Below are 24,881 nucleotides of genomic sequence, written 5' to 3'. Positions count from 1 at the left end.
TCTATAACCTATAGAGTTCGAACGCAATCTAATTCGACATGAGGCTGACGGGCATGAAAAAGAGATCGGTTATTATGCTGGGCGGGGTCCTGCTGGCCGGATCAGGGGCGATCGCGGTATCAGGGGCGACGGCATTCGCCACATTCGCCAATCCCGCGCAGGAGGCTTCCGCCGCGAACGATCCAAGACAGGAGCCGCCCGTCGTCAAGCTGGCGACGGCAGCGCGGGTAAGCGGTTCCGAACGCAGCTTCACCGGCATCATAGGGGCGAGGGTGGAGAGCAATCTCGGCTTCCGCGTCCCCGGCAAGATCGTCGAGCGGCTGGTGAATGTCGGCCAGCAGGTCAAAGCCGGCCAGCCGCTGATGCGGATCGACGACACCGATCTTCGCCTGGCGCTCACGGCAAAGCACAATGCCGTTGTTGCCGCGCGCGCGCGATCGTGGCTCAGACGCAACCGGATGAACGGCGATATGCCAATCTGCTGAAAGACGGATGGGTCCCCCGGCAGCGCTACGAGCAGGCAAAGGCCGCGCTGGACACAGCCACGGCCCAGCTCGCCGCCGCCGAGGCGGAAGCGAAGGTCGCGGAGAATGAGGCGATATACGCCGTCCTGCTGGCGGACGCCGATGGAACGGTGGTCGACACGCTCGGCGAGCCGGGCCAGGTCGTCTCCGCCGGCCAGACGGTGGTCCGGATCGCATTGACCTGGTCCTTCGGCTTACTCACCCATGCACAGGGTTCTGCTCGATGATGCCGAGTTCGACCGCGTAGGTGAGAATGCCGCCGAAGAGACCGATCGTCCGAGATGCTGTTCGGCTCCGCCACGCACGATTGCTCGCCCACGCAGCTTTTCCGTCTTCACGTTGGCGCGTGTCTTGCCGGCCATGATGTCCTTCATGGCTTGGGTGATGTCGGCCTTGGCCAAATCCCGGACCCGTCGACGCCCGAGCAGAGGAAAGATGTGGCGCTCTATGCTTCCGACATCGGTGGAGATCGTCGGGCCTTAGGCCGCCCGCTCTTGCCGAGCACAAGGCCATTCCTCAGATCTTCGAGATAGCGGGTGCAGAGTTCCTTGACGGTGATCGCTTGAGCGAGAAGCAGTTCCGTCACGATTCGGCCTACTGAGCCGATTCGTCCGGCCGCGCCAGTCACGAGAATCGGAAGTTCATACTGTGTCTCGTTCATCTTCCGCCTCGCTCAGAATGAACATGCATCGCCGCACCACCATGGCTTCACGCGGCACCTCGATCGGCAAAATGACTTCGCCCGTCATCCTTTGAGGAAAGCCAACAGGTCTGCATTCACTTGGTCGGCGTGGGTGACGCACATGCCATGCGGGGCGCCGGCATATTCCTTCAGGGTCGCCTTCGGCAGGATCTTCACCGAACGCCTGGAGGCAATATCGATCGGAACGATCTGATCGTCATCGCCCTGCAGGAGCAGGGTTGGGATCGTCATCTTCTTGAGGTCATCCGTGAAGTCGGTCTCGGAGAAGGCCTTGATGCAGTCATACTCGCCTTGGAGGCTTCCCATCATGCCCTGAAGCCAGAAGGAGTCGATCTGCCCCTGCGAAACCTTCGCGCTAGGACGGTTATAGCCGAAGAACGGCATCGCCAGTTCCTTGAAGAACCCCGCTCGATCTGCAACCAGGCTCGAGCGCAGGCCATCGAACACGCTCATCGGCGCGCTGTTGGGGTTCGTGGGCGTCTGCGCCATGTGCGGAGGCACCGCGGAAATCAAGACCGCTTTCGACACACGCGACGTGCCGTGACGGCCAATATAGCGCGCGACCTCTCCGCCGCCCGTCGAGTGGCCGATCATGGTTGCACCCTTGATGTCGAGCGTCGCCAGGAGCGTGGCGAGATCGTCGGCATAGGTATCCATGTCGTTGCCGGTCCAGGTCTGATCCGACCGACCATGGCTGCGGCGATCGTGGGCGATGACGCGGTAGCCATTGTTCCCCAGGAACAGCATCTGGGCGTCCCAGGCGTCCGCGGTGAGCGGCCATCCATGGGAGAAGGTGACGACCGGGCCGGCGCCCCAGTCCTTGAAGTAGATCTTCGCGCCGTCTTTCATTGTCGCGGTCGTCATCGGGCTGGCACCTTTCTCGGGGCTGGAAGAATGGGCTGTGGGGATTTTGTTGGTGGCCGCAGACGCTGATCGGTGAAATGCGACCGTCGCAGCCACGCCGGTAGCGGCGACAAGCAATGCGCGGCGCGGGACTTGGAGGCCTGCCGTTGTCTTGCGGTTGGTCATGGCCGTTCTCCTTGCAAATGGATCGTAAGGGCGCCGGCTCGGGCCTTGCGACCCGAGGCCGGACCGGCCGGTTCTATCTGGCCGGTTCGCGCAGCAGTAAGCCGAGGGGCCAAAGCGGTCCCACAGGGATGAGTTCGAACGTCATCATGCCGGCGCGGCCAAGAGGCAGCACCTCGAGCAATGCGTGCGCCTCGGCGGGATCGGTCACGTTCATCAGGAACACGGCGCCGGATCCATCGGTCTTGGCGAACCATTGGTCGATCTTGCCAGCCAATTGCAGGCGCATGGTGTCGCGCGCCTCGAACGGCATGACAGGAGGCCGCGTTTCCGGCGTGGCCTTGGCTGTCCAACTACCGATCGCCAACACCTTCGTCGTCAGGGCCGCCGCGGCCTTCATTTCGGCGTCAACGGTCGTGGATTTCTTGTCGTCTGACATGGTCGTCAAAACCTTCATTAGTAGGGGGTTACTTCCATGACGGGCGGGCTAGCGGTGTGCGGGGCTGCTTGACCTGCAGGCTGAGCCAAACCCAACCTCGGAACTGATCACCATAAGGGCTCCAGCCAGCACGCTGAGGCCGATTTGATCCAAGCGGGTCCATAGCCGCTCATGACAGCATCGCCTTCGCTACCGGCGCGGGCTCATCGGCCTGCAGCCAATGGCCCGCCGGTATGACGGTGAGGGACGCATTTTTGAGCTGGGATTGACGCCGCTCGGCCATGGCGACGGGGAAGTAGGGGTCGTATTGTCCCCAGATCAGCTTGACCGGAATATCGAGCGTCTTGAGCGCCGTCAGATGCTTGGCGTTTCGGGCGTGTTCATCGAAGAATTCCGCCGCTAACTGCACGAAGGCAGGACCGGCGCCGGGTTGGGCGATGAAGTTGTCGCTGATCAGCGGACCGATGAACGCGCTGAAATGGGGTCTTTGCGCCTCAGGCAAGGAGTCCAGGAATTTCTTCTGCTGCCATTTCAGCAGCCAGCCTAACTGTTCGGGGCTCTGGGCGATCGCTATTGCAAGGGCCTGCATGCTGCGAGTCGCAAAGAGCGTGATCATCTCGGGCCAAAGAACCGTGGAGTCCTCGCTATAGGCCGAGTTGAGCATGATCGCGGAGTCGACGCTTCCCGGATGGGCGAGCGCGTAGTTGAGCGTCGCCATCCCGGAGGAGTCGTGAGCGACCGGAACGATCGTTCTCAGGTCCAGACCCTCGACGACCGCTTCAAGGTCGCCCAGTTGCTGCTTAAAGCTATAGGCGGCGCCGGCGGGCTTGTCTGAGGCACCAAAGCCCAGGAAATCGAACGTCACGACACGCCGGCCGCTGGTGACCAAATGCGGAACCAGATCGTCCCAGATGTGCAGATTGTCGGGGAAGCCGTGCATGAGCACGAACGCCGGGCCGGCACCCGCATAATCTCGAGCGTAGAGGCTTCCTTCGCCCCGCGGAATACGGTGCTCGGAGAACTCGCCTGGATCAGAAGACATGCATCATCCTAACTTCCTCGTGGAGGCGCTGAGGTCGGCGCGTGATTAACGATCATGCCGCAAGAAGATTCGCCTCTTGCGGACTTACCGGAGAGTCGTATCTGCGAGTACCTGACCGTGCAGCCGCGGAACTACGTTGATGACGGCCAAGAATATTCTTCTCTGCCTCGGCCCGAGAAGTGAGCGATAACTGAGTCAGGCGGGACGTGAGCTGTTTGTTCCTTGTACCTTAGCGGCTCAAGCGTTTCCGGCGTAGGTCGTTCTTGCCACCATTCGTGACATGGGTCGGTCCGGGCCACGCGCAGCCTGTCGAGTGCGGACGTCGAGTGGCTGTTTCGGATCAGCGCTCGTGGATGTCACTAAATTCGGGTAGTGTACGAATTCCGGACGCGAGGAGTGGATATGCATCGAGTTGGGTTCATCGTGCCGCAACGGTTTCAGTTGATGAGCCTTGCGGCGCTGACGGCGTTCGAGATCGTGAACCTGCCCCCGGCCGACCAGCGCTACGACATCCATTTATTGTCGGAACATGGCGGTCCGGTTCGGTCTTCCTCCGGAATGATGCTGGAAACCGAGGCGTTTGGAGATCCAGTCTTCGACACGGTCATCGTGGGCTCGATCACCGAGATGGACATGCCGTCGTCCGGTGCGACGATGATCGCGTTCGTGCAGGAGGCCGCCAAGGCGTCGAGGCGCATCGCCTCCATCTGCAGCGGAGCGTTTGTGCTGGCTGAAGCGGGCCTTCTGAGGGGTCGGCGCGCGACGATGCACTGGGCCCATGCAGCGAGCTTCAGGGCTCGGTTTCCGGATGTGAGGGCGGAGGAGGACCGGATATTCATCAATGACGGTCCGGTATGGACGTCGGCTGGAATGACGGCCGGGATCGACCTGGTCCTGGCATTGATCGACAATGATCTCGGTCCCGAAGCTGCGAAAATGGTCGCCAGGCTACTGGTCATGAACCAGCGTCGGATGGGTGGACAAAAACAGCATTCCGCCCTCCTCGATATGACGCCGAAGTCCGATCGCATCGAATTGGTCCTGGCGCACATCCGTCAGAATCTGCGGAATCCGCTCACGATCGAGGAGCTTGCGGCGGTCGCCAGTCTCAGCCCCCGCCAGTTCAGTCGTGCCTTTCTGGCTGAGACCGGCCAGTCACCGGCAAAAGCCGTGGAGCGGCTTAGGCTGGAGGCAGCCAGGTTCATGGTTGAAGAGGGGCGGCACACGGTTAACGTCGTGGCGCAGGAGACGGGATTTGCGAACCGCGAACGCATGCGTCGCGCGTTCCTCCGGACCTTCGGCGTGCCCGCAGAGGCGTTGCGCAGAAACGCGCGACGGGAGGCGGTCGCGGCTGCCTGACTTTGGGCTGTTCAGAATGTGGGCTTTTGAGTCAGGCTCTCAGGGCGCGCCGGTCGTGTCCCTTGGAGTGGTGTAGCTCGGCGGTAGCGAAGTCGCTCGCTCGCGCGCCCTCAACAGCGCTGTAGTGAGCGAGCGGCTTCGCGGGCGCTCATCGATGTTCCCCAGTAAGGTCGGGCTGCTGAAGCCAACCTGATTCGAAGGAACGATCGATGACCGACGACATGATGAGCTTCCCCACGCTCGTAGAGAAGAGGTCCGATGCCGATCTGCTGTGCGAGATGATCGGCTTGCGCATGATGCCGGAGCCAATAACTCCGCCGGTTACAACCGCGAAGCCGAAGCCCAGGCCAACGAGCGGAGCAGATGGCCTTTGATGCCTAGGCGCTTCTGGCCCATCGCTCGCTACCGGGCTGGGGAATGCTTCGACGCTGGCGAGCCACAACCCCCGAATCTTGCACAGATGCAAGTTCAGAAGCTTGCCGCAGCAGGTCTTTTGCCCGCATCGCGCTCACCGACAGCGGCATACAGCTCTGCCCTGATGCGCTGAAGTTCCGGCAGGCACCAGCCTTCACCAGTTTTGGCGCACTGCGCGAGAGCAAGATCAAGCTCGGCAGCGGCTCCGACATTGTCGCCAACGGCGACGAGTCCTGCCGCGACAACTCCGCGGAACGCCATGTCGTAAAGGACGAAGCCTGCGGCTCGAAGCTTGGTCAGTGCTGAATACATCACGGCCAAGCCATGCTTTGGATCGCCGCACCGGATGAGCAATTCAGCATCGAAGGCGTCGGCATAGGCGCGCCAGGCAGGCCAATCAGCGTGACCAGCTTGGCGTTGAATTCTCGCCTCGTGACAAAAATCTCTATGCGTTAGCTGCTGACACCAAGGCATTGGCCCCTTGGGGGCGCACCATCCGCAAATTGTTGAGGCGGTTGTCGCCTGTTGAAAGGCGATCAGGCTCGCTTGATCTTTGGTGAATATCCGCCGGCGCTCGCCGTTGCCAGGCAGGAAGCGGTCCCAAACTCTCGCGATAGAAGGGACAACTTATAGGGATGGCACCTCAGTGACCCAGTCGTCGGCTGAAGAACTGCCTTAGCCGTCGGTCTGGAATGGTGAAGCAAGCAGACCGACAGTTTTCGGAGCCGGCTTGGTGAAAGCGGACATCTGGCTGGCTGTACTTTGCCGAAAGCGCTGAATTGCGCTAGCCTACGAACATGCGTCGTCGCTGATAGACCATTTTCGCTGAGGGGGCGAAATTCATGGAAATGCAGCAAGTCCGCTATTTTCTGGCCTTGTCGAATACGTTGAACTTCACCAGAGCCGCGGAGGAATGCAACGTCACGCAGCCGGCGCTGACGCGTGCGATCAAGACGCTTGAAGAGGAACTAGGTGGAGAACTCCTTCGGCGCGAGCGTCAGCACTCGCACCTTACCGAACTGGGACGGCGCATGCTGCCGTTGCTGCAGCAGTGCTATGACGCGGCCACATCCGCCAAATCACTGGCCAAAGCCGTTCAAAGCAGCGATGTGGCCCCTCTCAACGTGACCATCTCCAACAGTATCAACATCGCACTGCTGGTTTCGCCGTTCACGGAACTCTTCCGGGCCTATCCCGGCGCGCATCTCAAAATCCAACGCGGGTCGCCAGCAGCTGTCATTGAGGCCCTCAAAAATGGCGAAGTCGAGCTGGCCGTCGCGGGCCCGCTGGGCCAGGCCTGGGATCGTCTCGACACATGGCCACTTTTCCAGGAAGGAATCGAGCTCGCCGTGAATTCCGATCATCCGCTGGCCCGCCGCAATGAGGCCGATGTCGCGTTGGCTCAGCTTGCTGCGGAGCCCGTGCTTAGCCGGATCGATTGGGAGACCTCCGAGGAACTATCGCGTTGCCTGTCCGCAAAAGGCTATTCGCCTCGAACCGCGCATGAGGTCGAGACCGACCAGGACCTGCTGGCCCTGCTGGAGGCGAATGCCGGGGTTGGCTTTGTCTCGCTTACGGCACCGCGATCCTCGAACACCCGACGGCTCAAGCTTCGTGATCTTGACGTCTCGCGAACCGTTTCCGTCTATGCGGTTGCAGGCAGGCAGCGCTCGCCTGTCGCGACAACGCTGCTCAACCTGCTGAGGTCTGCAGACTGGTCGTCCTTCGGCGTCAGCGAGCCCGCCTGAGCGCCGCGATCATCTCGTCAATATCCATGCGGCGGCGGTAGTCCGGATCGACGAAGCGATCCGTGATGATCCCGTCGGTTCCAACGATGAAGGTGGCCGGGATCGGCAGAAACCAACTGCTGTTGCCCTGGTAGTTGGGGAGATCGAACCCGAGCCCCATCAGCCGCTCCATCTCGGCGCCGACCCAGATCGCAAGGTTGAGAGACAATGCATAGCCGTTGTCCATGTCGATCAGAAACGGAAACTGCGCGCCAACGGCGGCCTTCATGGCTTTGGCAAATTTGCGCCGTTCCGGCATGATCACGACGACCTGTCCGCCCAGTTCAACGATCTCGCGCTGCACCTCGACGATGCCGATGGCGTTCAAGCGGCAATAGGGGCACCAATGACCGCGCTGAAAGGTGATGACGGCTGGCCCCTTTTTCAGGATCTCGGCCAGGCTGACGAGCTTGCCCTCGTCGTCAGGCAGCAGAAAATCCGGCATGACCTCGCCCTGAGCCGGCGCCATGGTTCCGGCTCCCTGTTTCTCAAGGCGATCTACCAGTCGCTCTACAGCGTCGGCGAATTCGGAGTTCATACGCCGGACCGCGGCGGCAATCACCGCCAGCCGTTCGTTGAGAGGCGCATCAAGTTCGATGGCTGCCTGGACGGACTGCTCGAATGTCATTGCCTGATCGTCAGCGGCCATATCTGCACTTTCATATGTCGCACACAGCCTACCACCGGAACCCCTCGGCATTCGCCATGTTTTTCCTGCATGGTTTTGATGCCCTACGTGCATCGACGCATGACAGGTTCACCTTCTATTCGCCGGCCGGATCCACGCGTTACATCATGTTCCTGATATCCGCCGAAAAAGTCGGGAAACCGTAGACCATCTCGGACAGACCTCGCGCCGTGATGCCGTGTTTCATGGCGAGCGCGAAGATGTGGACCAGTTCCTCGCCGGCATGGCCCACCAAATGTGCTCCAACGATGCGATCCGTCGACTCATCGACAATTATCTTCGACCATGCGACCGCCTCGGCATAGGTCCTGGCTGAGAACCAGCCTTGCATGTCGTTGACGTGGACCCTGATGCGCAGACCCTGTTCCCTCGCCTTGGCTTCGGTCATTCCGACGCTTGCCACGGCCGGAATGCTTTAGAGCGAGGCTACCATAGTCGGGCCGATGCCTAGGCCCGTCGACGATGTTGCGCCCGACGATGCCGCCCTCATAGGTCGCCACCGGCGAAAGCTGCGGGGAGTTCCACATTGCATCGCCGCAGACATAAACATCGGGATTGGAACGCGAGCGCAGGTGCTCGTCTATCTCGATGCGGCCTTCGCGATGCACGATGACACCCGCCCCAAGATCGAGGCCCTCGACATTGGCCACGCGTCCCGCGCAATTAACGGCCCGATCAGCGTCAACACTGCACTCCACGCCATCTTTCGCGAAGCTCACCCGCAGTCGCCCGTCGGCCGCTTCGATCTTCTTGATCCAAGCCTTGGTATGGATGCCGATGGCCAGCCGCTCGCTCTCGGCACGGATTTGGGCAACGGCATCCTCGTCGAAGCCCCCGAGGAGTTGTGGCAGTGCCTCGAGGACGGTGACCTGAACGCCGGCGCGCGCATAGACGTGGCCCAGTTCGAAGGCGACAACGCCGCCGCCAATAAAAACCACGGCGCGCGGCAGCACAGGATCGTTCAGCACATCGTCGGATGTGGTTAGAAATTCCGACCCCGGAATCGACAGCGGGCGCGGCTTCGAGCCGGTGGCGATGACGATGTTTCTGGCCTCGAGCTCTCGGGCGCCGACGCGGACGGCATTGCTGGCGACGAACGCCGCCTCGCCCCAGATTACATCGACGCCCCGCTTGGCCATCAATCCGGACAGCCGGGATGGAATGTCCCTGATGATATCCTTTTCTCGCTCGATCAAGGCTCGCCAATCGAGCCTCGGCGGTTCGATCTTGATTGCACGGGTGTCGGCCCTTGCGATCTCGTCGAGCGCGTGGGCCGCCGCGACCAGCACCTTCTTCGGCGTGCAGCCGCGATTGGGACAGGTGCCACCGAGATTGCGAGCCTCGATCATGGCGACGGAGAGTCCGGCGGCGCGCATCGCGACCGTGACGTCCATTCCTGCATTGCCGCCGCCCAGGATCACGACGTCATACTTTTCCATCGCAGCGTCTCCGCCGACCTCAGTGAAGCTTGATCCGCGGTCTGGCGCGCCTGACGATCATCTCGCCGATCGAAGCGAGCGTTGTCTTGGCGAGCCCGTGCACCGCCCTGAGATGCATCTTGTGCAGCGAGCGATAGACGAGCCTCGCTACAAGACCCTCGATCTTCAGTCCGCCGATGAGGCTACCAAAAGCACCGTAGTCAGCAAGTGAAACGAGCGAGCCGTAGTCGCGGTAGCGATACGCTGGCGCGATTTGCCCTGCGAGACGTGCTACAATCACCTTGGCCATGTGGTCTGCCTGTTGATGGGCCGTCTGGGCGCGCGGCGGCAAGGCGTTGTCTTCACCCGGCAGCACGCAGTTCGCGCAGTCGCCGATCGCGAACACGTTGTCATCTCCGACCGCGCGCAAGGTTTTATCGACCATCAGGCGGTTGATGCGGTCGGTTTCGAGGCCATCGAGGCCCTTCAGGAATTCCGGCGCCTTGATACCGGCCGCCCAGACGACCAATTCAGCAGGCAGAAAGAGCTTTTCGCCAAGCCGGATGCCGTCTTCGGTCACTTCGGTGACCCTTATTCCGCATCGTATCTGGACGCCCAGCTTGATCAGCAAGCGTGCCGTTGCGCGCGCCATCTCCTCAGGCAGTGCAGGCAGAATCCGGGGCCCTGCTTCGACGATGGTGATGCGGATCAGCCTTTCGAAATCGATATTGTCGAGATTGTGCGACGCAATTTCGCGCATCGACTTGTGCAGTTCCGCAGCCAGTTCGACACCGGTTGCGCCGGCACCGACGATGACGCAATGAAGCTGACCCGGCGAAAGCGGCTCGTATTGCGCGTTGGCGCGCAGGCATGCGTCGATCATCCGCTTGTTGAACCGGGCCGCCTGCTCCGCGGTGTCGAGCGAAATGGCGTGGCGCGCGGCGCCCGGCGTGCCGAAATCGTTGCTGACGCTGCCGACTGCCATGACGAGTGTGTCGTAACCCAGGACACGTGGTGGTATGACCTGGCGACCGCCTTCGTCGAAGCTGGGCGCAACGAAGACCTGGCGCTTGGCGCGATCGATGCCAACGACCTCGCCAATGCGATATCGGTAGCCGTGTCGGCTGGCATGGGCGATGTATTCAACCGCGTCGTGCGAGGCGCTCAAGGCGCCGGATGCCACCTCATGCAGAAGCGGCTTCCAGATATGGGTGCGGTTTCGGTCGACAAGCGTGACGGAAAGCCGCCGGTTGCCGAATTTGCGGCCGAGGCGTGTCGCCAGTTCCAGGCCGCCGGCGCCGCCGCCCACAATGACCACGCGATGCAGCGACTTGTCCGCGTGCGAGGGAGTCTCCGGGATCGTGCGGAACAGCGCAGCATCGTTGGCGAGCACGGCTTCCGGGATCAACCGCATGCCGGGAGTGATGATCTGCATCGGTGGTCTCCGTATCTTTCTCGTCGCGGCGCATCACTCTTGGGATTCGTGGATCACGATGCCCTGAAGCATGTCGACCTCGCATTCCCAGGGCTTGTCGGTGAGGACGCGCTGCCCATGCTCGTATCCTGCCTGCCAGCGCGTGCGGATGCCCGAGCGGGTGAAGTCGATGTCCTTGGTGTGGTCCTCGCCGTCCAGTCGCGGCGAAAGCAGGCGGACGAGGTGCATGACCGATGGGCAGCCATAGGAGGCGAGTTCCTTGAACATCGGATCCTCGCGACGCTCCGCGGGCACGAGCCTGCCCATTTCGCGCACGACATGCCGCAACCGATGCAGTTGCTCCTGCCGAGCGACATGGCTCCGGCCGCGGCTGGCGTATTGAAGATCCTTTTGCCGGCCCATGACCTGCCAGATTGACTTCGGCTCAGTGGCACGGGGCTGCCACATGTTGACCGCAAAGATCAGCGCGTCTCGCCTGGGTCGCGCATCGAGCACCACCTCGATCGGCGTGTTCGAATAGATGCCGCCGTCCCAATACGGCTCGCCGTCGATGCAGACCGCCGGAAACGCCGGCGGCAAGGCGCCCGACGCCATGATGTGGGCCGCCGACAGGATCATCTCGCGCGTATCGAAGTATTTGAGCTCGCTGGTGTTGACGTTGACGGCGCCGACTGTCAGCCGGGTGTGACGCCCGTTGAGGTAGTCGAAGTCGATCAGATTGCTCAGCGTCCTCTTGAGCGGATCGGTGGTGTAGTAAGACGCGTTCTCGACACCGACTTCGCGGTTGACCCCAAACATGGCGCTCGGGTTCGGCTCGAAGAACCCAGGGATGCCGCGCATCACCGTGCCCATGTTGGCAAAAATGTTGCTCGGAACCATCATCCGGAAAAACTCGTCGAATGGACTGCTCCTGCTGACGCCGTCCCAGAATTCCTGAAGCCTGGGCAGACGATCGCCGGGCTTGTTTCCAGCAATCAGCGCGGCGTTGATGGCGCCGATGGACGTGCCTATGACCCAATCCGGTTCGATGCCGCCCTCGACCAGCGCCTGATAGACTCCGGCCTGATAGGCGCCGAGCGCGCCGCCGCCCTGAAGGACAAGGACGGTCTGACGTTTGACGTCGCCCTGGTGCCCAGTCGCCGGTTCTGCTTTCGGGGCGGATAGGTTTTGCGTGATCTTGTTCATGGCCTTCGCTCCTCGTGCAGGTCTAGTGAGCGGTCCAACCGCCTTCGATCGGCATCACGGCGCCGGTGATCGAGGCCGCCTCGTCCGACGCCAGGAACAGACAGAGCGCGGCAACCTGCTCGACGGTGACGAACTGCTTGGTGGGCTGCGCGGCCAACAGAACATCCTTGATCACCTGCTGCTCGGTGATCCCGCGGGCCTTGGCCGTGTCCGGTATCTGCTTCTCGACGAGCGGCGTGAGCACGTAGCCGGGGCAAACAGCGTTGACCGTGATACCTTGTTCGGCAACTTCCAGCGCAACGGTCTTGGTCAGGCCCGCGACACCGTGCTTGGCCGCGACATAGGCCGACTTATAGGGAGATGCGACGAGCGCGTGCGCCGAGGCCACATTGATGATGCGACCCCATTTGCGCGCCTTCATCGCCTGCAGGGCGCGCCGGATCGTATAGAAGGAAGACATGAGGTCGATCGCCACGACCGCTTCCCATTTCTCGATCGGGAAGTCATCGATCGGCGCGACATGCTGAATGCCGGCATTGTTGACCAGTATGTCGACGGCGCCGAACTCGGCGATGGCCTTGTCCATCATCGAGGTGATCGCGTCGCCCTTGCTCATGTCGGCATTGTCGTGTCGAACGGCGACCTTATGATCGGCGGCAAGCCTGGCCCGCAGGCGTTCGATCTCGGCGGCGTCGCCAAAGCCGTTCAGAACGATGTTGCAGCCCTTGGCAGCGAAGGCTTCGGCAATGCCCTGCCCGATGCCGCTGGTCGAGCCTGTGATGAGTGCTGTCTTACCTTTGAGCATCGTCTTGTCCTTCTGATTGCGCGGCTACCAGCGACGGCGCGGGCCGGCCCTGGATCTGAGGACTAGTATGGTGAACCGCCGCAAGCTGCGGAAATGCCGTTGAGACATGGATTCGATAGCTGACGGTCAGAACGTTGGCTCGAAGCTCGGACGTCGATCGACCGGTCGGGTTGTTTGACGTAACGGCAGCTAGTAAGATCGCGCCGCAACGCGGGCGGCGCCGTATGCGCGACCAGTGAGGGGAGCGTGCCGTGGAGATCAGCCAGTCCGATACTTCTTGGCTGTCGCCAAGGAGCTGAATTTCACCAGGGCGGCCGAGCAGTGCAACGTCACGCAGCCGGCGCTGTCGCGCGCAATCAAGCTTCTGGAAGATGAATTCGGCGGGCCGCTTTTCCACCGTGAGCGCCGCTTCATTCACCTCACCGAGCTCGGCCGCATGGGCGAGACCTATCTCGATATGTGATCCTAAAGAAGATGCCGCTCAAGGTCGGCATCATGAGCACGATCGCTCCGGACAAGATCATCGAGCTCATCGCGGCTGTGCGCGCGCACCACCCGGGCGTCGAGTTGCATCTTTGCGATGCGGATGCGGTGAGCCTCAGGAGAAGGCTGCTCGAGGGCGAACTCGAGGCTGCCATCTATGCGTTACCTTCAGACGATGCCGACGAAGAAGTGCACTCCCTGCCGTTGTTCCAGGAGCAGATGGTGATGGCGGTCCACCTGACCCATCGCCTTGCCATTCGGCGCGCGGTGCAGGTGAAGCATATGTCAAACGAAAGCTACATCCACCGCAACAATTGCGAGTTCGCGGGTTACGCGGATGCCATCCTTGCCGAACAAGGCGTCACGGTCGGTCCGGTCTACTGGAGCGATCGTGACGACTGGCCATTGGCGATGATCGTTGCCGGGCTCGGCTTCGGCTTAATGCCCGAGCATACCGTCAAGCATCCCGGCGTGGTGCCTTTGCCGATCACCGAGCCCGAATTCTGGCGAGAGGTCAATCTCGTCACCGTGCGCGGCCGCAGGCATTCGCCCGCGGTCGGCACATTGGTGCGCGAGGCCACGCAGAAGAAATGGTTGGGCGAGCGGATGAAGGCGCTGTCCGCCGCCGAATGACTGGCTGTTCGAGGCTGACACTTCGACGAGCCGAAGCATCTGAGCGCCTCGCGCCGATCAATTCTTCCTGACCGACGACGTGACGGACTGGATCACCTCGGTCGCCATCTTGAACTGTGCCTGCCGGTCAGTGATGCCGTGCCGCTTGGCGATCCAGTCGAAATCACTATAGGCGGCGTAAACCGTGCCATCTCCGGTTTGGTAGACCAGCACGCGCACCGGCCAGTCCAGGCCGGCCTCGGGATTTGAGGTGATGAACGTCGTGCCGAGCGCCGGATTGCCGAACATGACGAGCCGCGACGGCCGGACGTCGTTGCCGGCCTTGTTGCCGAGCTTTGCCTGGTCGATCACGCCAAAGAACATGAGGCCCTTCTTAAGGACGTCCTTCTTGATGCGGGCGACGGTCTCGGCGACCGAGTAGTCGCTCTTCACCGCGACGACGCCGTCCGAGGCGGCAGCCGGAAGGATGACCGTCATCAGCATGGCGGCACCTGCAAGCAGAGTTTTGAGTTGGTTGGTCATGTCGGTCTCCTTGGTTGGATAACTAAGTTTCGATTTCAGTATCAGGCCTTGGGCGTTCGCAGCACACGCGCGATCGCGATCGCGCCGGCGAGAACCGCGGCCAGCACGACCACGCATGCGGTCCAGCCGACACGGTCGTAGATCTGTCCGATGAGGAAGCTGCCGGCGAGCCCGCCGCCGTAGTAGGACGCGAGATAAATGCCGCTCGCGGCGGCGCGATCGCGCGACGCGGTGCGGCTGACATGTCCCGTGGCTATGGCCTGAGCCAGGAAGGTGCCGACGGCAACCAGGGTCATTCCGGCAAGAACAATCGGAAGACTGGGTAAAAGCAGCAGAAGCAAGCCGACGATCGCCAGCGCAAGCGTTGCCCCAATCCCTCCCCTTGGGCCAAGCCCCGCTGCGACTCGGCCGGCAAGCGGGGTGGTCAGCATCGATGGCAGGAAAACGAAATAGACGGCGCCCAAGGCCATCGGCGTGAGCGAAAGCGGCACCGCAACGAGCTGGAAATTCACGTAGGTGAACGTGCCGATAAAGACGAACAGAATCAGGAAGCCGATCGCAAAACAGGCCCGCAGTTCGACGTTCCGCAACGGCGCTTTCCAGGCGGCGCGCACAGGCTGGCCGTCCAGGTCTGCGCGAATCATTGCCGAGGTCTTCTGCAGCGTGAACCAGACCAGAGCAGCGCCAAACAGATTGAGGGCGGCGAAGGTCAGGAAGTTGGTGGAGATGCCGAACATGTCGGCGACGGCCGCCGACATCAGCCGGCCGAAAAAGTTGCTGGCAACATTGCCGGTCACATACGCCGCAAGCGCGTTCGTGGTCTGCCGGGCGGAAAAATGCTCCGCCAGGTAGGCCATGGTGAGCGTGAACGCAGTCGACATGCACAGGCCTTGAGCTACACGCAGCAGGGCGAAGACCACAATATTGTCCGTCTGCGACAGCAGCGTCGTCGGAATCGCCAGGATGGCCAGGCTGATCCAGATGCCGTTGCGGCGATCGATGCCGCGCCCGAAGAGAGCGATGGCGATACCGGCCACCGCCATGCCGAAGGTGCTGGCGTTGACGGCGAAGCCCATAGTCGCGCGGCTGACCCCGAATTTTGTCACCAGTGAAGGCAGGATGGCCTGGGTGGCGAACAGGTCGACGAGCGTCAGGAACGCGATCAGGGCGATCAGCCCAAAGCGCCAGCTGTCCGCAGCGACCCTGCGGAGCCCCATTAATTCGGTATGTTCACTGGTCGTCATCACAGGCTCCTGGCCAATGCGTCCTCGGGCGATCGCCTGAGGACGCGCTGTTTGCTGCTGCTGCTGCTGGGATCCGCTGGTCGCGAAAGCAGCTCACATCATGTGATCGTTATGCATCGCCGGCGGCAGAACGTCGGCTGAGTAGAGCACCGCCGGAACCTCCCCGTTGTTCTTCCACCAGTGGGCGAGCTGGCCGAACTCGGCGGTCACGTCGCCGGCCGGATGCTCGATGCCGACCTTGCAGGTGCTGGCGTATTCGGTGATGGAGCCTTCGACGACGATAATGTTGGCGGGGCGAACCGTGTGCTCATGCCACGGCACCACGCCGCCCGGCTGAACGACAAGCTTGCGCAGACGCAGCATGTTGCCCTTCCAGGCTTCGCCCTTCGGGCTGAGGTCGATCGCCGAAAGAACCGTGTCCGTCACGCCGACGGGCTTGCTGGGATGTTCCTGGATGTCGGCGGTGGCGGCCTGGCCAGCAGGGCAGTCGCCGGCGAAAACCGGGGCCACCGAAAACGCGGCGGTCGCGGTGAGAAGTCCTAGTGTCAGCGCCAGCTTCAGCGGCACCCGCAATGCAATAGTCTTGGAAGCCATGTCTATTTCTCCTTTGTCGGTGCCCAATCGCGGTAGCGGGGCATAGGAGGAGAGTGACGGCAGCCTCGAAGAAAGAGAAATGCTGACTGGCTCTTAATTCGATACCTGAAAACTATGGTGGACGACCGCGCCAACGAGGCTGTCCCGCCACGACGTTTAATCGCGGCGTTAGGCTTCACTTCGAAATGCTATGCAGCGCTCTTCCTGGGCGACAGATCGATGCCGCTTTCCGGCCAGCTGTGCGCCTTGACGCTGTTCACGAACGTCGATGTCGCCGGCGAGAAGCGGCGCCCCGCCACCACAACGAGCGAGACTTCGCGCCAAACTTCAGGATCGACGACTGGCCTGATCTGCAAACCGGGAATGACGGCGCTGAATTCCGGGATGAAGCAGATTCCCAGCCCGCCCGAGACCATGTTTTGAATCCAGTCTTCGCGTTCGCTGGCGTAGGAGATCCTGAGCTTCACGCCACGTTCATTGCAGAGGCCGGCAAGATAGTCTCGATATTCGCAATTCAGGCGTCGGAGATAGTTCTCGCCGTCGAGTTCCGAGATGGCAACATTGTCGTTGCGGGCCAGCCGATGGCCGTTGGGAAACGCTAGCACGAACCGTTCGCGATAGAGCGGCGTGACATCGAAGCGCTCCGGGAAACTGTTGCTGGACGCCATGATCGCGACATCGATCTCGCCGGCTTCCAACAGCTGCGATAGGGATGCCGGCACGCCCTCAACAAGCTGCAGCTGGATGCCTTGCTGGCGCCTGTTGAAGTCGGTCAATAGGCCGGTAAATCGCCGCGGGCCGATCGTGCACATGACCCCAACCTTGAGATTTGCATTCTCCAGGCACAGGAACCTCGACGCTTCTTGGCGCACGCCAGTCACCTCGTCGAGAATTTGCTGAAATCTGGGACGGAGCAAAGCGCCCAGATCCGTGAGGTGCGTTAGGTTCCGCTCGCGGCGAAACAGAAGGCCGCCAACCTCGTCTTCAAGCTGCTGGATCGCGCGCGACAGCGCCGGTTGGGTAATGTTGCACTTTTCGCCGGCGCGCGTGAAATTCCGCGTCTCGCAGACGGCCAGGAAGTAGCGGATGTGATGAATGTCCATGCCGGTTTATCCCTCTGCTGCATAGATGCATGTGCAGGTTGGAACCGTGCCGCAAAGCAATCCATCACGCCAATGCACGGGGGCTATAAAGTCGATAGCGTTTCGTCATGCGCTGATGGCGGGCCAGGGCCCGCCATCAAACCGTGCGATAGTGCTCGGCGCCCGGAAAAATCAGCTGTGATGGCCCAAGGCGAAGAGCTGGGCGCAGAACTGAGCATGCGGCTTGCTCATGGCGACGTCGTTGCATTCCTTCATCATTGAAGTCTGCATCGCCTTCGGCGTGGCTTTCCACGCCGTCTCGAAATCCGCGCTCGACTTCATCGTCTTCATGCCGGAATCGGTGAAGAAGGGCTGCATGTTGGACGGTTCGTCGAGAACTCCGGCGAAGGCGACCCCGCCGATAACCGAAAGGGCAAAAGCGCCGACGCAGATAGCTTTGATATTCATGATGGGAGCCTTTTCTGGAGTTATGCAGTCGTCCCTTTGACGACCCCGCCGAACGACTGGCAGCATTTTTTTGAACTCTGTTGTTCCAGCTTGCCGAGCTTGACTTTGCTTCATCCGGCACTCAACTCGCCAATGCCGTCTGCGAATGGAGTTTATGCCGGCTCTGTATTCCAAGGGTCCTCGACGAGCACCGCTAATTGTCTCCGCCCAAAGCAAGCGCGTTGGCGCAAAATTGGGCGTGGTGCCCGCTCATCACCGGGTCGTTGCACGCCTTGGTCATCTTGACCCGGTCATGCTTCGGCATGGCAAACCAGGCCTTCTTGAACCCAGTCATCGGTTTCATCGTCTTCATCGTGGCGTCCGTATAGAACGTCGGCAATGCGGCGAGGTCGCTGAACGGGTCGGCCGACGCGGGGCTCGCACCAAGACCGATTGCAAGCGCAGCCACACAGGCGAATTGTCTCTTCATTCATCCGTCTCCTGTTCCAGGCCGCGGTTCTGGCAGCGGCTCATTACCCGGCCTGATCGGGATGAAGAGTGCGGCGCGCGAAGTCCTGCAGCCAATGCAATCTGCCTATGGACTTCATGCCACCTTGGCATTTCGGCTGAACAAGAAGATGCGGCAGTCTCTCTCCAGTCGTCCTAGTGACGATCTTGGGAGGAGACCAAACCATGCTTGCCCAGTCCCCGATGAGAACAAACCAGGCCGCCGTTTCGGTTGCGGATCTTGGTGCGGAAGACCCGACGATCGACATCGTGCTGGCAAACGACGCGCATGGAGCTTTTGTCTGGGGCGTGCTCGATCGCCTGCTGGACGAGCCGCGCTGCAGCTTCAGCGGCGTGACCGCATCGGGCTTTGCAGCGATGGAGGCAGCAGTCTTTGCCTACGGCCTAAGCGTCGGCGGCAGGCGCGGTGCGCGGATGGCACTCGCCAATTTCTGGCGGCGCGTCAGCCACGCCTCTGTCTTCGCCAATGACAGGACCAGCCTGCTTCGATCGGTCCTGGAACAGTCAATCGATATCGAGCAAATCCGCGTCGAACGCTGCCCGGTGAAACTTTGCGTCCAGGCCGTTAATGCCCGCACTGACGCCGTGAAGGTTTTCACCGGCAGTCAGCTTTCGATCGACGCGATCGTCGCGGCGGCCACTATCCCCTTCCTCTCGCTGCCCGTCGAGATCGACGGCGACATCTATTGGGGTGACGGCGACGTCTTTCAGTCCCCGCCTGTCCTGGCAACTGAAGCTCGCCATCGCCTGATCGTCACCGGCAGACCTTCCGTCTTCACCGCACCGTGTCCGGATCGCAGCCCCGCCGCCGGTTGTTGCTTGACCAGATGCGCGCCCGTTCACACCATATTCGACGGCCGATACCGTGCCGGAGCCCCACTGCTTCTGCGGCCCTGGATCGACTGGGGCGAACTGACCGAGATGCGCGACAGGGGGCGGCTGCGTGCGGCGGACTGGCTTGCTACCGAGCCTTTCCGCGCTGATTAAGCCCCGGCCTCCAACTGCGAAAGACGATACATCTAGGCGCCTCGCTCCCCGCCCTAGCCGCGCCTGCTTCGCATACTCCCGAATGCAGGTGCCAAGCCCTCCGGCTCCCCGCTGGAGGGCTTTTTCGCGCCAAGTTTCAGAACATAGTGGCAGCGTATCAATTCCATGCCGAGACAGCATTTCAGCTCGGCATCACGATCGGCGAGACTGATTTTGCAGACAGGCCTCAAGGCCGGTCTTTCTCTCGAAACGCCAACCAGGAGACAAGCCTGTGATCAATACCAAAACTCTCATCGGATCGGCCCTTGCTGCCGCCACTTCCCTTGCCGCGACGGCGGCCTATAGCGGCCCGGCCGCCAAGCCCGGCTTCGCCTTCGAGAAATGCTACGGCGTGGTCAAGGCCGGCCAGAACGACTGCCAGACCGCGACGCATTCCTGCGCCGGCACCGCGACCGCCGACAACCAGCCGGATTCCTGGCTCTACGTGCCCGCCGGCAGCTGCGCCAAGATCGCGGGCGGCAGCGATAAGCCGAAAGCCTGAAAGATCCAGACTTCTTGCCAACCTCCAAAATGGAGCAGACCGATGTCCCGTGCATTTCAGCCTCTCGCAATCCCCGCATCGGCGGGCATCGGTCTTCGCTCTCCTCACATCGGCGAAATGCTGACGCGGCGGCCTTCCGCCGGGTGGTTGGAGGTTCATGCCGAGAACTACATGGGAGACGGCGCGGGCGTCGAGGCGCTGGAAAAACTCCGCGAGATCTATCCCCTTTCGGTGCATGGAGTCGGCCTGTCGCTTGGTAGCGCACGAGGCTTGGACCGCGATCATCTGGAGCGACTGCGCATGGTCTGCGAGCGCTTCCAACCCGATCTGGTTTCCGAGCATCTCGCCTGGAGTGTAGCTGACGGCGCCTATCTCAACGATCTCTTGCCGCTGCGCTATGACGAAGAAGCTCTGGCGATCGTCGCGCGTAACGTCGAGACCGTCCAGGGAACGTTGAAGCGGCAGGTGCTGATCGAGAATCTGTCTGCCTACGTCGCCTTTGCGGACTCCTCGATGAGCGAGGCCGAGTTTCTGGCCGAGCTCGTGGTGCGGACCGGCTGCGGTCTGCTGCTGGACGTCAACAATGTCCAGGTCTCGGCGCACAATCTGCAATACGACGCCAAGGCCTTCATCGATGCGCTGCCGGCGGAGGCGATCGGCGAGATCCACCTTGCTGGCCATGCGACGAACCACGTCGGCGCCGACACTGTGCTCATCGACGACCACGGCTCGCGCGTGCCTCCCGTCGTATGGGCGCTCTATCAGCATGCTATAGACCGGCTTGGGCCGCGCCCAACCTTGATCGAGTGGGATACCGACGTTCCCATCCTCGACGTGCTGCTTGGCGAAGCCATGTGGGCCGACATGCTCACCGCTTCGCTCATGTTCAGCCGCAAGCAAGCCACGCGGCGCGAGCAAATGACCAAAACGCGAGCGACGCCGATCCTTTCTGTCCAAAGCGAAACGACGACCGGCATGCCCGTCCTTGCGGCGTTTGCCGCTGCAAGACGCGCCAGGCCGTGCATGTCCGCGGCGCTTGTCTCGATAGAGGAGGAATATCATGCTGCCGCTTGAACACTTGCAGACCACCATGGCGCGGTCGGTGCTGGCCTTGGAGCCGGTGGTCGGCGCAAATATACTGACCGCCGGCAAGGCAGATCCGTTGGCGCGCCTGCGGATTTACCAGAACAACACGCGCAGTTCCCTCACCGCAGCGCTGATGGCGGTGTTTCCCGTGACCGTCCGCCTCGTCGATGAGCGCTTCTTCCGCTTCGCGGCGAGCGAATTCATTCGGCGGCATCCGCCAGTGGAGTCGCGGCTGGCACGTTATGGCGCCGGCTTCCCGCGCTTCCTGAAAACGATCGACACCCTGTCCGACATGCCTATCGTCGCCGAAACGGCGCGTCTCGAATGGGCCATAGCGGAGGCGCTCGACACAGCGTCGCTGCCGCCTCGCAGCCTCGCAGAATATGACAACACCGATCTTGGGCTGTCGCCGGATATCCAGCTCCAGCCCTCACTGCGGTTGATCGTCTCGCACTGGTCGATCCTGTCGGTGTGGATGGCGCATCAACAGGAAAAGGCGGTCGACGAAGCCGTTACCTGGATAAGGCGCCCCGAGCGTGTGGCGTTGTGGCGATCGGGGAACTACGTGCGGCTTTTTCTGCTCGACCGCGCGAGCTTCGCCTTCTGGCATTCGCTGAAGCACGGCTTGGGCCTCGAGCATGCCACTGGCCGCGCCTTGGCGCTCGACCCGGCCTTCGACCTGGTTTCAGCCCTCGTGCGTCTGTTCCGCGACAGGCTCGTCACCGACGTGCGGGTCGCCTCGAATTCCCCCTCAAACTGACGGAGACGGTCATGACCGCAATATCGGAGCAATCCTCGTCCAACCCGGCCGGCTTTGTCCGCCTCTACAAGCGTATCATCAAGCTGCCCGAACACATTCCATTCTCGCTGGTCCAGCTCGCCGCCCGCGTGGCAGTGGCTCATGTCTTCTGGCAGTCGGCACAGAGCAAGCTGGCATCCTGGCCGGTGACGCTGCAGTTGTTCGCCAACGAATACAATCTGCCGTTCATCGACCCTTCGATCGCGGCGCCGCTTGCGACGACCGCCGAAATCACCGGCTCGGTGTTGATCTTCTTTGGACTATTCTCGCGCTTTGCGGCCGTGATGCTGCTCGGGGTCGTCTCTGTCATCCAGATCTTCGTCTATCCAGAAAACTGGGCGGAGCATCTGCTGTGGGCATCGTTGCTGCTTCTGGTCCTGACACGCGGCGCCGGCGTCTTCTCGCTCGACCATGTCGCCGAGCGAATCCTTTCGGCACCCAGAAAATAGGCATTCCGCCTAGCTGGAAACGCGCGGTGCGCATCTTCATCGTTCACGCTCACCCCGAGCCCAACAGCTTCAGGGCCCTGACCCGTGCGGCGAGTCCTCTCAGCGAGGCAGGCCGGATGGGTTCCCGGCAGCGCACACTTCACCACCTGCCGTTCTGCGGCGCCGGATCGCTTCGGCGACGAATACGCGGGACAGCGCGTGATACAGCGGTTCATTGGAAATCAGCCGCGCCGTGCCAAAGCCCAGCATCGACGCGCACATCAGCGCGATGACATTGTCATGGTTGCCGGTCATTTCGAGGATGATGACGAAGGCGGTCATCGGCGCCTGCACCACGCCGGCGAAATACCGGCCATGCCGAGCAGCGCGGCGATGCCAGTGCGAGCGCCGAAAATGAGCCCCAGCGCGCTGCCAAGGCCCGCGCCGACAGCGAGTGACGGCGCGAAGATACCGCCCGGAATCCCGGATACCATCGACATTAGCCCGGCGGAGAACTTCTCGACGAAGAAGAACACCGGTAGAAGAAGAACACCGGTAGAGGCGTTCCTTCGACGGCTCCCCGCGCCTGCGCGTAGCCGGTGCCAAAGGTAAGGCCGCCCGATGCAAGGCCGATCCCCGCTACCGCCAGCCCGCAGATGCCCGCCACCGCCAGCGTGCGCCGTAGTGGCTGCAGCGCGTTCCAGCGTCGAATGCGCCGCATTATCTTGAGGGCCAATAGCGAGAACGACGCGCCAACACCGCCGCCGATGGCGTCATGAGCATCGCCTGGATGCTGCTTTTGACGCTGGTCATCTTCATCGAGAAAGCTGCTGCCCCGTGGCCAGCGCTTCGAAGGTAGGCTGGGCGTTGCTCTGGTGGCCCTCGGAATTGCTGTGTCGCTTGGGGCGATCGATATGCCTTGGATTGGGGGCTAGAGTTCTCTTCCTTCCCGGCAACCGCGACCGGCACATTGCATGGCGTGCGCGACCGTCCATGTCACGGTAAACGAGCAGGAGCACATGCACCCCTGCTGTTCCGGCAGCGATTTCAAGGGCAATCCATTCGCATCGCGCTGGTTTTTTAGTAGGCTGTCGCGAGACAAGGTTGAGGATCGGGCGTGACGGCAGTCGACGATCGTCTTCTCGAAAGCAAAATGACCAAGGTGGAGCAGGCGCGCGCCTGGAGCCCTCGCGTCATCTCGAAATTCGAGACGCTGATCAGGAGTGCCGACGACCACTCGCTTTATCGTGTCAATCCGCTGGCCTTTGCTCGCGACCGCGCAATCGCCGAGCCTGAAGCAATCGACCTCTTCCTTCACGCCGCCCGCTGTGGTTTGTTCGACATGAGCTGGGATGTGCTCTGTCCCCAGTCCGGCATGGTGCTCGACAGTTTCGGCGCCCTTCGCACGCTCAAGACCCACTACGTCTGCGGCCTGTGCGACGTGTCGGGCGACACCGACCTCGACGACTTCATCGAGGTCACCTTCTCGATATCGCCAAAGCTGCGGCGCCTGCCGCACCACGATCCCGAGACGTTGCCTGTCGAGGATTTTCACTGGAAGCTCCACTTCGGACATGACGGGCGGCTACCCGGGCAAGACGTTCGCTTTCTTGACGTTCTGCGCGGCTTCGTTCGGGGCATGACGTTTCTGCCGCCAGGCACCACCACAGTGGTCCGCGCCGACCTGGGACCAGGCGTCCTTGCGGGCGTCAACGTGCAGACGCAGGCCGCATTCGCTGTGCCGATATCGGGCGATCCGGTTTCGGCGCCGACGCTTCTGAAGATCGACTATGATGGCAAACGCTTCTTGCCGGCGTTACCAGCCGTGCCGGCTGGTCCGATTGTCATTGAGGTGGCGAACAGGGGGGCGGTGCGCGGTTCGTTGCTTGCCATCAACTGGCCGCCCGAGCTTGTCGCGCTGACCACCAAGCCGGCGCTCGAGTTCGACCCTTATGTCTCCGGCGGAGCGCTGCTTGCGCGGCAAACCTTCCGCCAGCTCTTCCGGTCCGAACGTGTCGATGAGAAGGAGGGGCTCGGCATCCGCCAGATCACCTTCCTGTTCACCGACCTCAAGGGTTCGACCGCCATGTATGAGCGCCTGGGTGACCTCAACGCCTATGCATTGGTTCGCGAGCATTTCGCTCTGGTCAACGCGGCGGTTCGGCAACATTCCGGAGCGGTGGTCAAGACGATTGGCGATGCGGTGATGGCTGTATTCTCACAGCCGTCGGATGCGATTTCGGCCGCACTCCACATCTTTGAAGAAATCGATCGTTTCAACAGCGACCATGACGGGCCGGGCATCATCCTCAAGATCGGCGCCCACTGTGGACCATCGATCGCCGTGACGCTCAACGACAACCTCGACTATTTCGGCCAGACCGTGAATGTCGCCGCGCGCGTGCAGTCCCTGGCGGAAGCCGGACAGATCTGCATTTCCGAGGCACTCCATTCCGCGCCCGGTGTCAGCGAGATGCTTGCCGGCCATCGTGTGGTGGCTTTCGACGCGCCTCTTCGAGGTGTGGAAGGCGATGCAACTGTCTATCGCATTATGCGGGGATAGAAGCGACAGCGAGCCAACCCTTCGACCTGCCTGGAATCGGGAGCTCATGAGGTCCGTCTGGTGAGCGCAGTCAAGTTCGATTGCCCTCCGGCACCGCGTCTCGCGTGAGGAGAATTGAG

Annotated in this window: 27 protein-coding genes and 3 pseudogenes; 12 read left to right on the top strand and 18 right to left on the bottom strand. The window is 61.8% G+C overall.

Features of this window, described 5'->3' with window-relative positions; all coding sequences use genetic code 11:
• Positions 1-53: 53 nt before the first annotated feature.
• A pseudogene (locus EOA27_RS01305) lies at positions 54-694 on the top strand (efflux RND transporter periplasmic adaptor subunit); the annotation flags it as partial.
• A gap of 8 nt (positions 695-702) precedes the next feature.
• Here EOA27_RS01305 and EOA27_RS01300 read toward each other — a convergent pair.
• The 4 genes and pseudogenes from EOA27_RS01300 to EOA27_RS01285 all read right to left on the bottom strand — a co-directional run.
• Positions 703-1,185, bottom strand: a pseudogene (locus EOA27_RS01300) (hypothetical protein); the annotation flags it as partial.
• A gap of 84 nt (positions 1,186-1,269) precedes the next feature.
• Positions 1,270-2,091: an alpha/beta hydrolase gene (locus EOA27_RS01295; protein ID WP_126083611.1), complete on the bottom strand. Its 822-nt coding sequence runs from the start codon at positions 2,089-2,091 to the stop codon at positions 1,270-1,272.
• A 238-nt stretch (positions 2,092-2,329) separates the two neighbouring features.
• Positions 2,330-2,692: a hypothetical protein gene (locus EOA27_RS41430; protein ID WP_245463134.1), complete on the bottom strand. Its 363-nt coding sequence runs from the start codon at positions 2,690-2,692 to the stop codon at positions 2,330-2,332.
• A 169-nt stretch (positions 2,693-2,861) separates the two neighbouring features.
• A complete protein-coding gene (locus tag EOA27_RS01285) occupies positions 2,862-3,734 on the bottom strand; it encodes an alpha/beta hydrolase (protein WP_126080034.1) in 873 nt (290 codons plus the stop codon).
• Positions 3,735-4,136: 402 nt separating this feature from the next.
• Here EOA27_RS01285 and EOA27_RS01280 point away from each other — a divergent pair, with 402 nt between their 5' ends.
• Together EOA27_RS01280 and EOA27_RS40425 are read left to right on the top strand one after the other, a co-directional pair.
• Positions 4,137-5,093, top strand: a complete 957-nt coding sequence (locus EOA27_RS01280) for a GlxA family transcriptional regulator (protein ID WP_126080035.1) — start codon at positions 4,137-4,139, stop codon at positions 5,091-5,093.
• Positions 5,094-5,302: 209 nt separating this feature from the next.
• The gene (locus EOA27_RS40425; protein WP_189343299.1) at positions 5,303-5,467 is read left to right on the top strand and encodes a hypothetical protein; all 165 of its coding nucleotides are present in this window, start codon (positions 5,303-5,305) and stop codon (positions 5,465-5,467) included.
• A 94-nt stretch (positions 5,468-5,561) separates the two neighbouring features.
• On the opposite strand, the gene EOA27_RS01275 is transcribed toward EOA27_RS40425, so the two are convergent.
• A complete protein-coding gene (locus EOA27_RS01275) occupies positions 5,562-5,981 on the bottom strand; it encodes a hypothetical protein (RefSeq protein WP_126080036.1) in 420 nt (139 codons plus the stop codon).
• A 368-nt stretch (positions 5,982-6,349) separates the two neighbouring features.
• Between EOA27_RS01275 and EOA27_RS01270 the strand changes: the two genes are divergently transcribed.
• Entirely contained in the window at positions 6,350-7,255 is a 906-nt protein-coding gene (locus tag EOA27_RS01270; protein ID WP_126080037.1) for a LysR family transcriptional regulator, read from the top strand.
• Here EOA27_RS01270 and EOA27_RS01265 read toward each other — a convergent pair.
• The 6 genes from EOA27_RS01265 to EOA27_RS01245 form a co-directional block, all read right to left on the bottom strand.
• Positions 7,239-7,994, bottom strand: coding sequence for a peroxiredoxin-like family protein (locus EOA27_RS01265; protein WP_348525912.1), 756 nt, complete (start codon positions 7,992-7,994; stop codon positions 7,239-7,241). The genes EOA27_RS01270 and EOA27_RS01265 overlap by 17 nt on opposite strands.
• A gap of 88 nt (positions 7,995-8,082) precedes the next feature.
• Positions 8,083-8,334: a hypothetical protein gene (locus tag EOA27_RS41425; protein WP_245463467.1), complete on the bottom strand. Its 252-nt coding sequence runs from the start codon at positions 8,332-8,334 to the stop codon at positions 8,083-8,085.
• Positions 8,246-9,421 carry an NAD(P)/FAD-dependent oxidoreductase gene (locus EOA27_RS01260; RefSeq protein ID WP_210213584.1) on the bottom strand — a complete coding sequence of 392 codons (1,176 nt, stop codon included), beginning with the start codon at positions 9,419-9,421 and terminating at the stop codon, positions 8,246-8,248. Before EOA27_RS01260 ends, EOA27_RS41425 begins: the two co-directional genes overlap by 89 nt.
• A 19-nt stretch (positions 9,422-9,440) precedes the next feature.
• Positions 9,441-10,835 carry an NAD(P)/FAD-dependent oxidoreductase gene (locus EOA27_RS01255; protein ID WP_245467291.1) on the bottom strand — a complete coding sequence of 465 codons (1,395 nt, stop codon included), beginning with the start codon at positions 10,833-10,835 and terminating at the stop codon, positions 9,441-9,443.
• 33 nt (positions 10,836-10,868) lie between these two features.
• A complete protein-coding gene (locus EOA27_RS01250) occupies positions 10,869-12,020 on the bottom strand; it encodes a patatin-like phospholipase family protein (protein WP_127255267.1) in 1,152 nt (383 codons plus the stop codon).
• 22 nt (positions 12,021-12,042) lie between these two features.
• Complete coding sequence (locus EOA27_RS01245) at positions 12,043-12,825, bottom strand: 3-hydroxybutyrate dehydrogenase (RefSeq protein WP_126080040.1); 783 nt, start codon at positions 12,823-12,825, stop codon at positions 12,043-12,045.
• 277 nt (positions 12,826-13,102) lie between these two features.
• Here EOA27_RS01245 and EOA27_RS41865 point away from each other — a divergent pair, with 277 nt between their 5' ends.
• Together EOA27_RS41865 and EOA27_RS01240 are read left to right on the top strand one after the other, a co-directional pair.
• The gene (locus EOA27_RS41865) at positions 13,103-13,288 is read left to right on the top strand and encodes a LysR family transcriptional regulator (RefSeq protein WP_245467292.1); all 186 of its coding nucleotides are present in this window, start codon (positions 13,103-13,105) and stop codon (positions 13,286-13,288) included.
• Positions 13,289-13,320: 32 nt separating this feature from the next.
• Positions 13,321-13,941 (top strand): LysR family transcriptional regulator substrate-binding protein, encoded by a 621-nt coding sequence (locus EOA27_RS01240; RefSeq protein ID WP_245467293.1) that lies wholly within the window; start codon positions 13,321-13,323, stop codon positions 13,939-13,941.
• 57 nt (positions 13,942-13,998) lie between these two features.
• Here the strand turns inward: EOA27_RS01240 and EOA27_RS01235 are convergent, their stop codons facing one another.
• The 6 genes from EOA27_RS01235 to EOA27_RS01210 all read right to left on the bottom strand — a co-directional run bounded on the left by EOA27_RS01235 (position 13,999) and on the right by EOA27_RS01210 (position 18,320).
• Positions 13,999-14,424: a DUF302 domain-containing protein gene (locus EOA27_RS01235; protein WP_245463466.1), complete on the bottom strand. Its 426-nt coding sequence runs from the start codon at positions 14,422-14,424 to the stop codon at positions 13,999-14,001.
• Between the two features lie 80 nt (positions 14,425-14,504).
• A complete protein-coding gene (locus EOA27_RS01230; protein ID WP_126080042.1) occupies positions 14,505-15,707 on the bottom strand; it encodes an MFS transporter in 1,203 nt (400 codons plus the stop codon).
• A 93-nt stretch (positions 15,708-15,800) separates the two neighbouring features.
• On the bottom strand, positions 15,801-16,301 hold the full coding sequence (locus tag EOA27_RS01225) for a cupin (protein WP_126080043.1): 501 nt from the start codon (positions 16,299-16,301) through the stop codon (positions 15,801-15,803).
• A gap of 188 nt (positions 16,302-16,489) precedes the next feature.
• A complete protein-coding gene (locus EOA27_RS01220; protein ID WP_126080044.1) occupies positions 16,490-17,404 on the bottom strand; it encodes a LysR family transcriptional regulator in 915 nt (304 codons plus the stop codon).
• A 171-nt stretch (positions 17,405-17,575) separates the two neighbouring features.
• Complete coding sequence (locus EOA27_RS01215) at positions 17,576-17,851, bottom strand: hypothetical protein (protein ID WP_126080045.1); 276 nt, start codon at positions 17,849-17,851, stop codon at positions 17,576-17,578.
• Between the two features lie 193 nt (positions 17,852-18,044).
• Positions 18,045-18,320 (bottom strand): hypothetical protein, encoded by a 276-nt coding sequence (locus EOA27_RS01210; RefSeq protein ID WP_126080046.1) that lies wholly within the window; start codon positions 18,318-18,320, stop codon positions 18,045-18,047.
• Positions 18,321-18,646: 326 nt separating this feature from the next.
• Between EOA27_RS01210 and EOA27_RS01205 the strand changes: the two genes are divergently transcribed.
• The 5 genes from EOA27_RS01205 (at position 18,647) to EOA27_RS01185 (ending at position 22,220) form a co-directional block, all read left to right on the top strand.
• Positions 18,647-19,345, top strand: coding sequence for a hypothetical protein (locus EOA27_RS01205; protein ID WP_127255265.1), 699 nt, complete (start codon positions 18,647-18,649; stop codon positions 19,343-19,345).
• 271 nt (positions 19,346-19,616) lie between these two features.
• The gene (locus EOA27_RS01200) at positions 19,617-19,886 is read left to right on the top strand and encodes a DUF2282 domain-containing protein (protein ID WP_095081018.1); all 270 of its coding nucleotides are present in this window, start codon (positions 19,617-19,619) and stop codon (positions 19,884-19,886) included.
• A 42-nt stretch (positions 19,887-19,928) separates the two neighbouring features.
• Complete coding sequence (locus tag EOA27_RS01195; RefSeq protein WP_126080048.1) at positions 19,929-20,960, top strand: DUF692 domain-containing protein; 1,032 nt, start codon at positions 19,929-19,931, stop codon at positions 20,958-20,960.
• Complete coding sequence (locus EOA27_RS01190; protein ID WP_126080049.1) at positions 20,947-21,732, top strand: DNA-binding domain-containing protein; 786 nt, start codon at positions 20,947-20,949, stop codon at positions 21,730-21,732. Before EOA27_RS01195 ends, EOA27_RS01190 begins: the two co-directional genes overlap by 14 nt.
• Positions 21,733-21,743: 11 nt before the next feature.
• Positions 21,744-22,220: a DoxX family protein gene (locus tag EOA27_RS01185; RefSeq protein WP_126080050.1), complete on the top strand. Its 477-nt coding sequence runs from the start codon at positions 21,744-21,746 to the stop codon at positions 22,218-22,220.
• Between the two features lie 99 nt (positions 22,221-22,319).
• Here the strand turns inward: EOA27_RS01185 and EOA27_RS01180 are convergent.
• Positions 22,320-22,965, bottom strand: a pseudogene (locus EOA27_RS01180) (chloride channel protein); the annotation flags it as partial.
• A gap of 351 nt (positions 22,966-23,316) precedes the next feature.
• On the opposite strand from EOA27_RS01180, the gene EOA27_RS01175 reads away from it, so the two are divergent.
• Positions 23,317-24,762, top strand: a complete 1,446-nt coding sequence (locus tag EOA27_RS01175) for an adenylate/guanylate cyclase domain-containing protein (RefSeq protein WP_126080051.1) — start codon at positions 23,317-23,319, stop codon at positions 24,760-24,762.
• The last annotated feature ends 119 nt before the right edge of the window (positions 24,763-24,881 follow it).

Origin of the sequence: Mesorhizobium sp. M2A.F.Ca.ET.037.01.1.1 (assembly GCF_003998075.1) — a bacterium.
Lineage (GTDB): Bacteria > Pseudomonadota > Alphaproteobacteria > Rhizobiales > Rhizobiaceae > Mesorhizobium.
This window is presented reverse-complemented; position numbering and strand designations above follow the sequence as displayed.

Bases quoted from the DNA above. Each gene is read 5' to 3' on its own strand.
- EOA27_RS01295 (WP_126083611.1), bottom strand. From the start codon at position 2,091: ATGACGACCGCGACAATGAAAGACGGCGCGAAGATCTACTTCAAGGAC.
- EOA27_RS41430 (WP_245463134.1), bottom strand. From the start codon at position 2,692: ATGTCAGACGACAAGAAATCCACGACCGTTGACGCCGAAATGAAGGCC.
- EOA27_RS01285 (WP_126080034.1), bottom strand. From the start codon at position 3,734: ATGTCTTCTGATCCAGGCGAGTTCTCCGAGCACCGTATTCCGCGGGGC.
- EOA27_RS01280 (WP_126080035.1), top strand. From the start codon at position 4,137: ATGCATCGAGTTGGGTTCATCGTGCCGCAACGGTTTCAGTTGATGAGC.
- EOA27_RS40425 (WP_189343299.1), top strand. From the start codon at position 5,303: ATGACCGACGACATGATGAGCTTCCCCACGCTCGTAGAGAAGAGGTCC.
- EOA27_RS01275 (WP_126080036.1), bottom strand. From the start codon at position 5,981: ATGCCTTGGTGTCAGCAGCTAACGCATAGAGATTTTTGTCACGAGGCG.
- EOA27_RS01270 (WP_126080037.1), top strand. From the start codon at position 6,350: ATGGAAATGCAGCAAGTCCGCTATTTTCTGGCCTTGTCGAATACGTTG.
- EOA27_RS01265 (WP_348525912.1), bottom strand. From the start codon at position 7,994: ATGCCGAGGGGTTCCGGTGGTAGGCTGTGTGCGACATATGAAAGTGCA.
- EOA27_RS01260 (WP_210213584.1), bottom strand. From the start codon at position 9,421: ATGGAAAAGTATGACGTCGTGATCCTGGGCGGCGGCAATGCAGGAATG.
- EOA27_RS01255 (WP_245467291.1), bottom strand. From the start codon at position 10,835: ATGCAGATCATCACTCCCGGCATGCGGTTGATCCCGGAAGCCGTGCTC.
- EOA27_RS01250 (WP_127255267.1), bottom strand. From the start codon at position 12,020: ATGAACAAGATCACGCAAAACCTATCCGCCCCGAAAGCAGAACCGGCG.
- EOA27_RS01245 (WP_126080040.1), bottom strand. From the start codon at position 12,825: ATGCTCAAAGGTAAGACAGCACTCATCACAGGCTCGACCAGCGGCATC.
- EOA27_RS01240 (WP_245467293.1), top strand. From the start codon at position 13,321: ATGAGCACGATCGCTCCGGACAAGATCATCGAGCTCATCGCGGCTGTG.
- EOA27_RS01235 (WP_245463466.1), bottom strand. From the start codon at position 14,424: ATGCTGATGACGGTCATCCTTCCGGCTGCCGCCTCGGACGGCGTCGTC.
- EOA27_RS01230 (WP_126080042.1), bottom strand. From the start codon at position 15,707: ATGACGACCAGTGAACATACCGAATTAATGGGGCTCCGCAGGGTCGCT.
- EOA27_RS01225 (WP_126080043.1), bottom strand. From the start codon at position 16,301: ATGGCTTCCAAGACTATTGCATTGCGGGTGCCGCTGAAGCTGGCGCTG.
- EOA27_RS01220 (WP_126080044.1), bottom strand. From the start codon at position 17,404: ATGGACATTCATCACATCCGCTACTTCCTGGCCGTCTGCGAGACGCGG.
- EOA27_RS01215 (WP_126080045.1), bottom strand. From the start codon at position 17,851: ATGAATATCAAAGCTATCTGCGTCGGCGCTTTTGCCCTTTCGGTTATC.
- EOA27_RS01210 (WP_126080046.1), bottom strand. From the start codon at position 18,320: ATGAAGAGACAATTCGCCTGTGTGGCTGCGCTTGCAATCGGTCTTGGT.
- EOA27_RS01195 (WP_126080048.1), top strand. From the start codon at position 19,929: ATGTCCCGTGCATTTCAGCCTCTCGCAATCCCCGCATCGGCGGGCATC.
- EOA27_RS01190 (WP_126080049.1), top strand. From the start codon at position 20,947: ATGCTGCCGCTTGAACACTTGCAGACCACCATGGCGCGGTCGGTGCTG.
- EOA27_RS01185 (WP_126080050.1), top strand. From the start codon at position 21,744: ATGACCGCAATATCGGAGCAATCCTCGTCCAACCCGGCCGGCTTTGTC.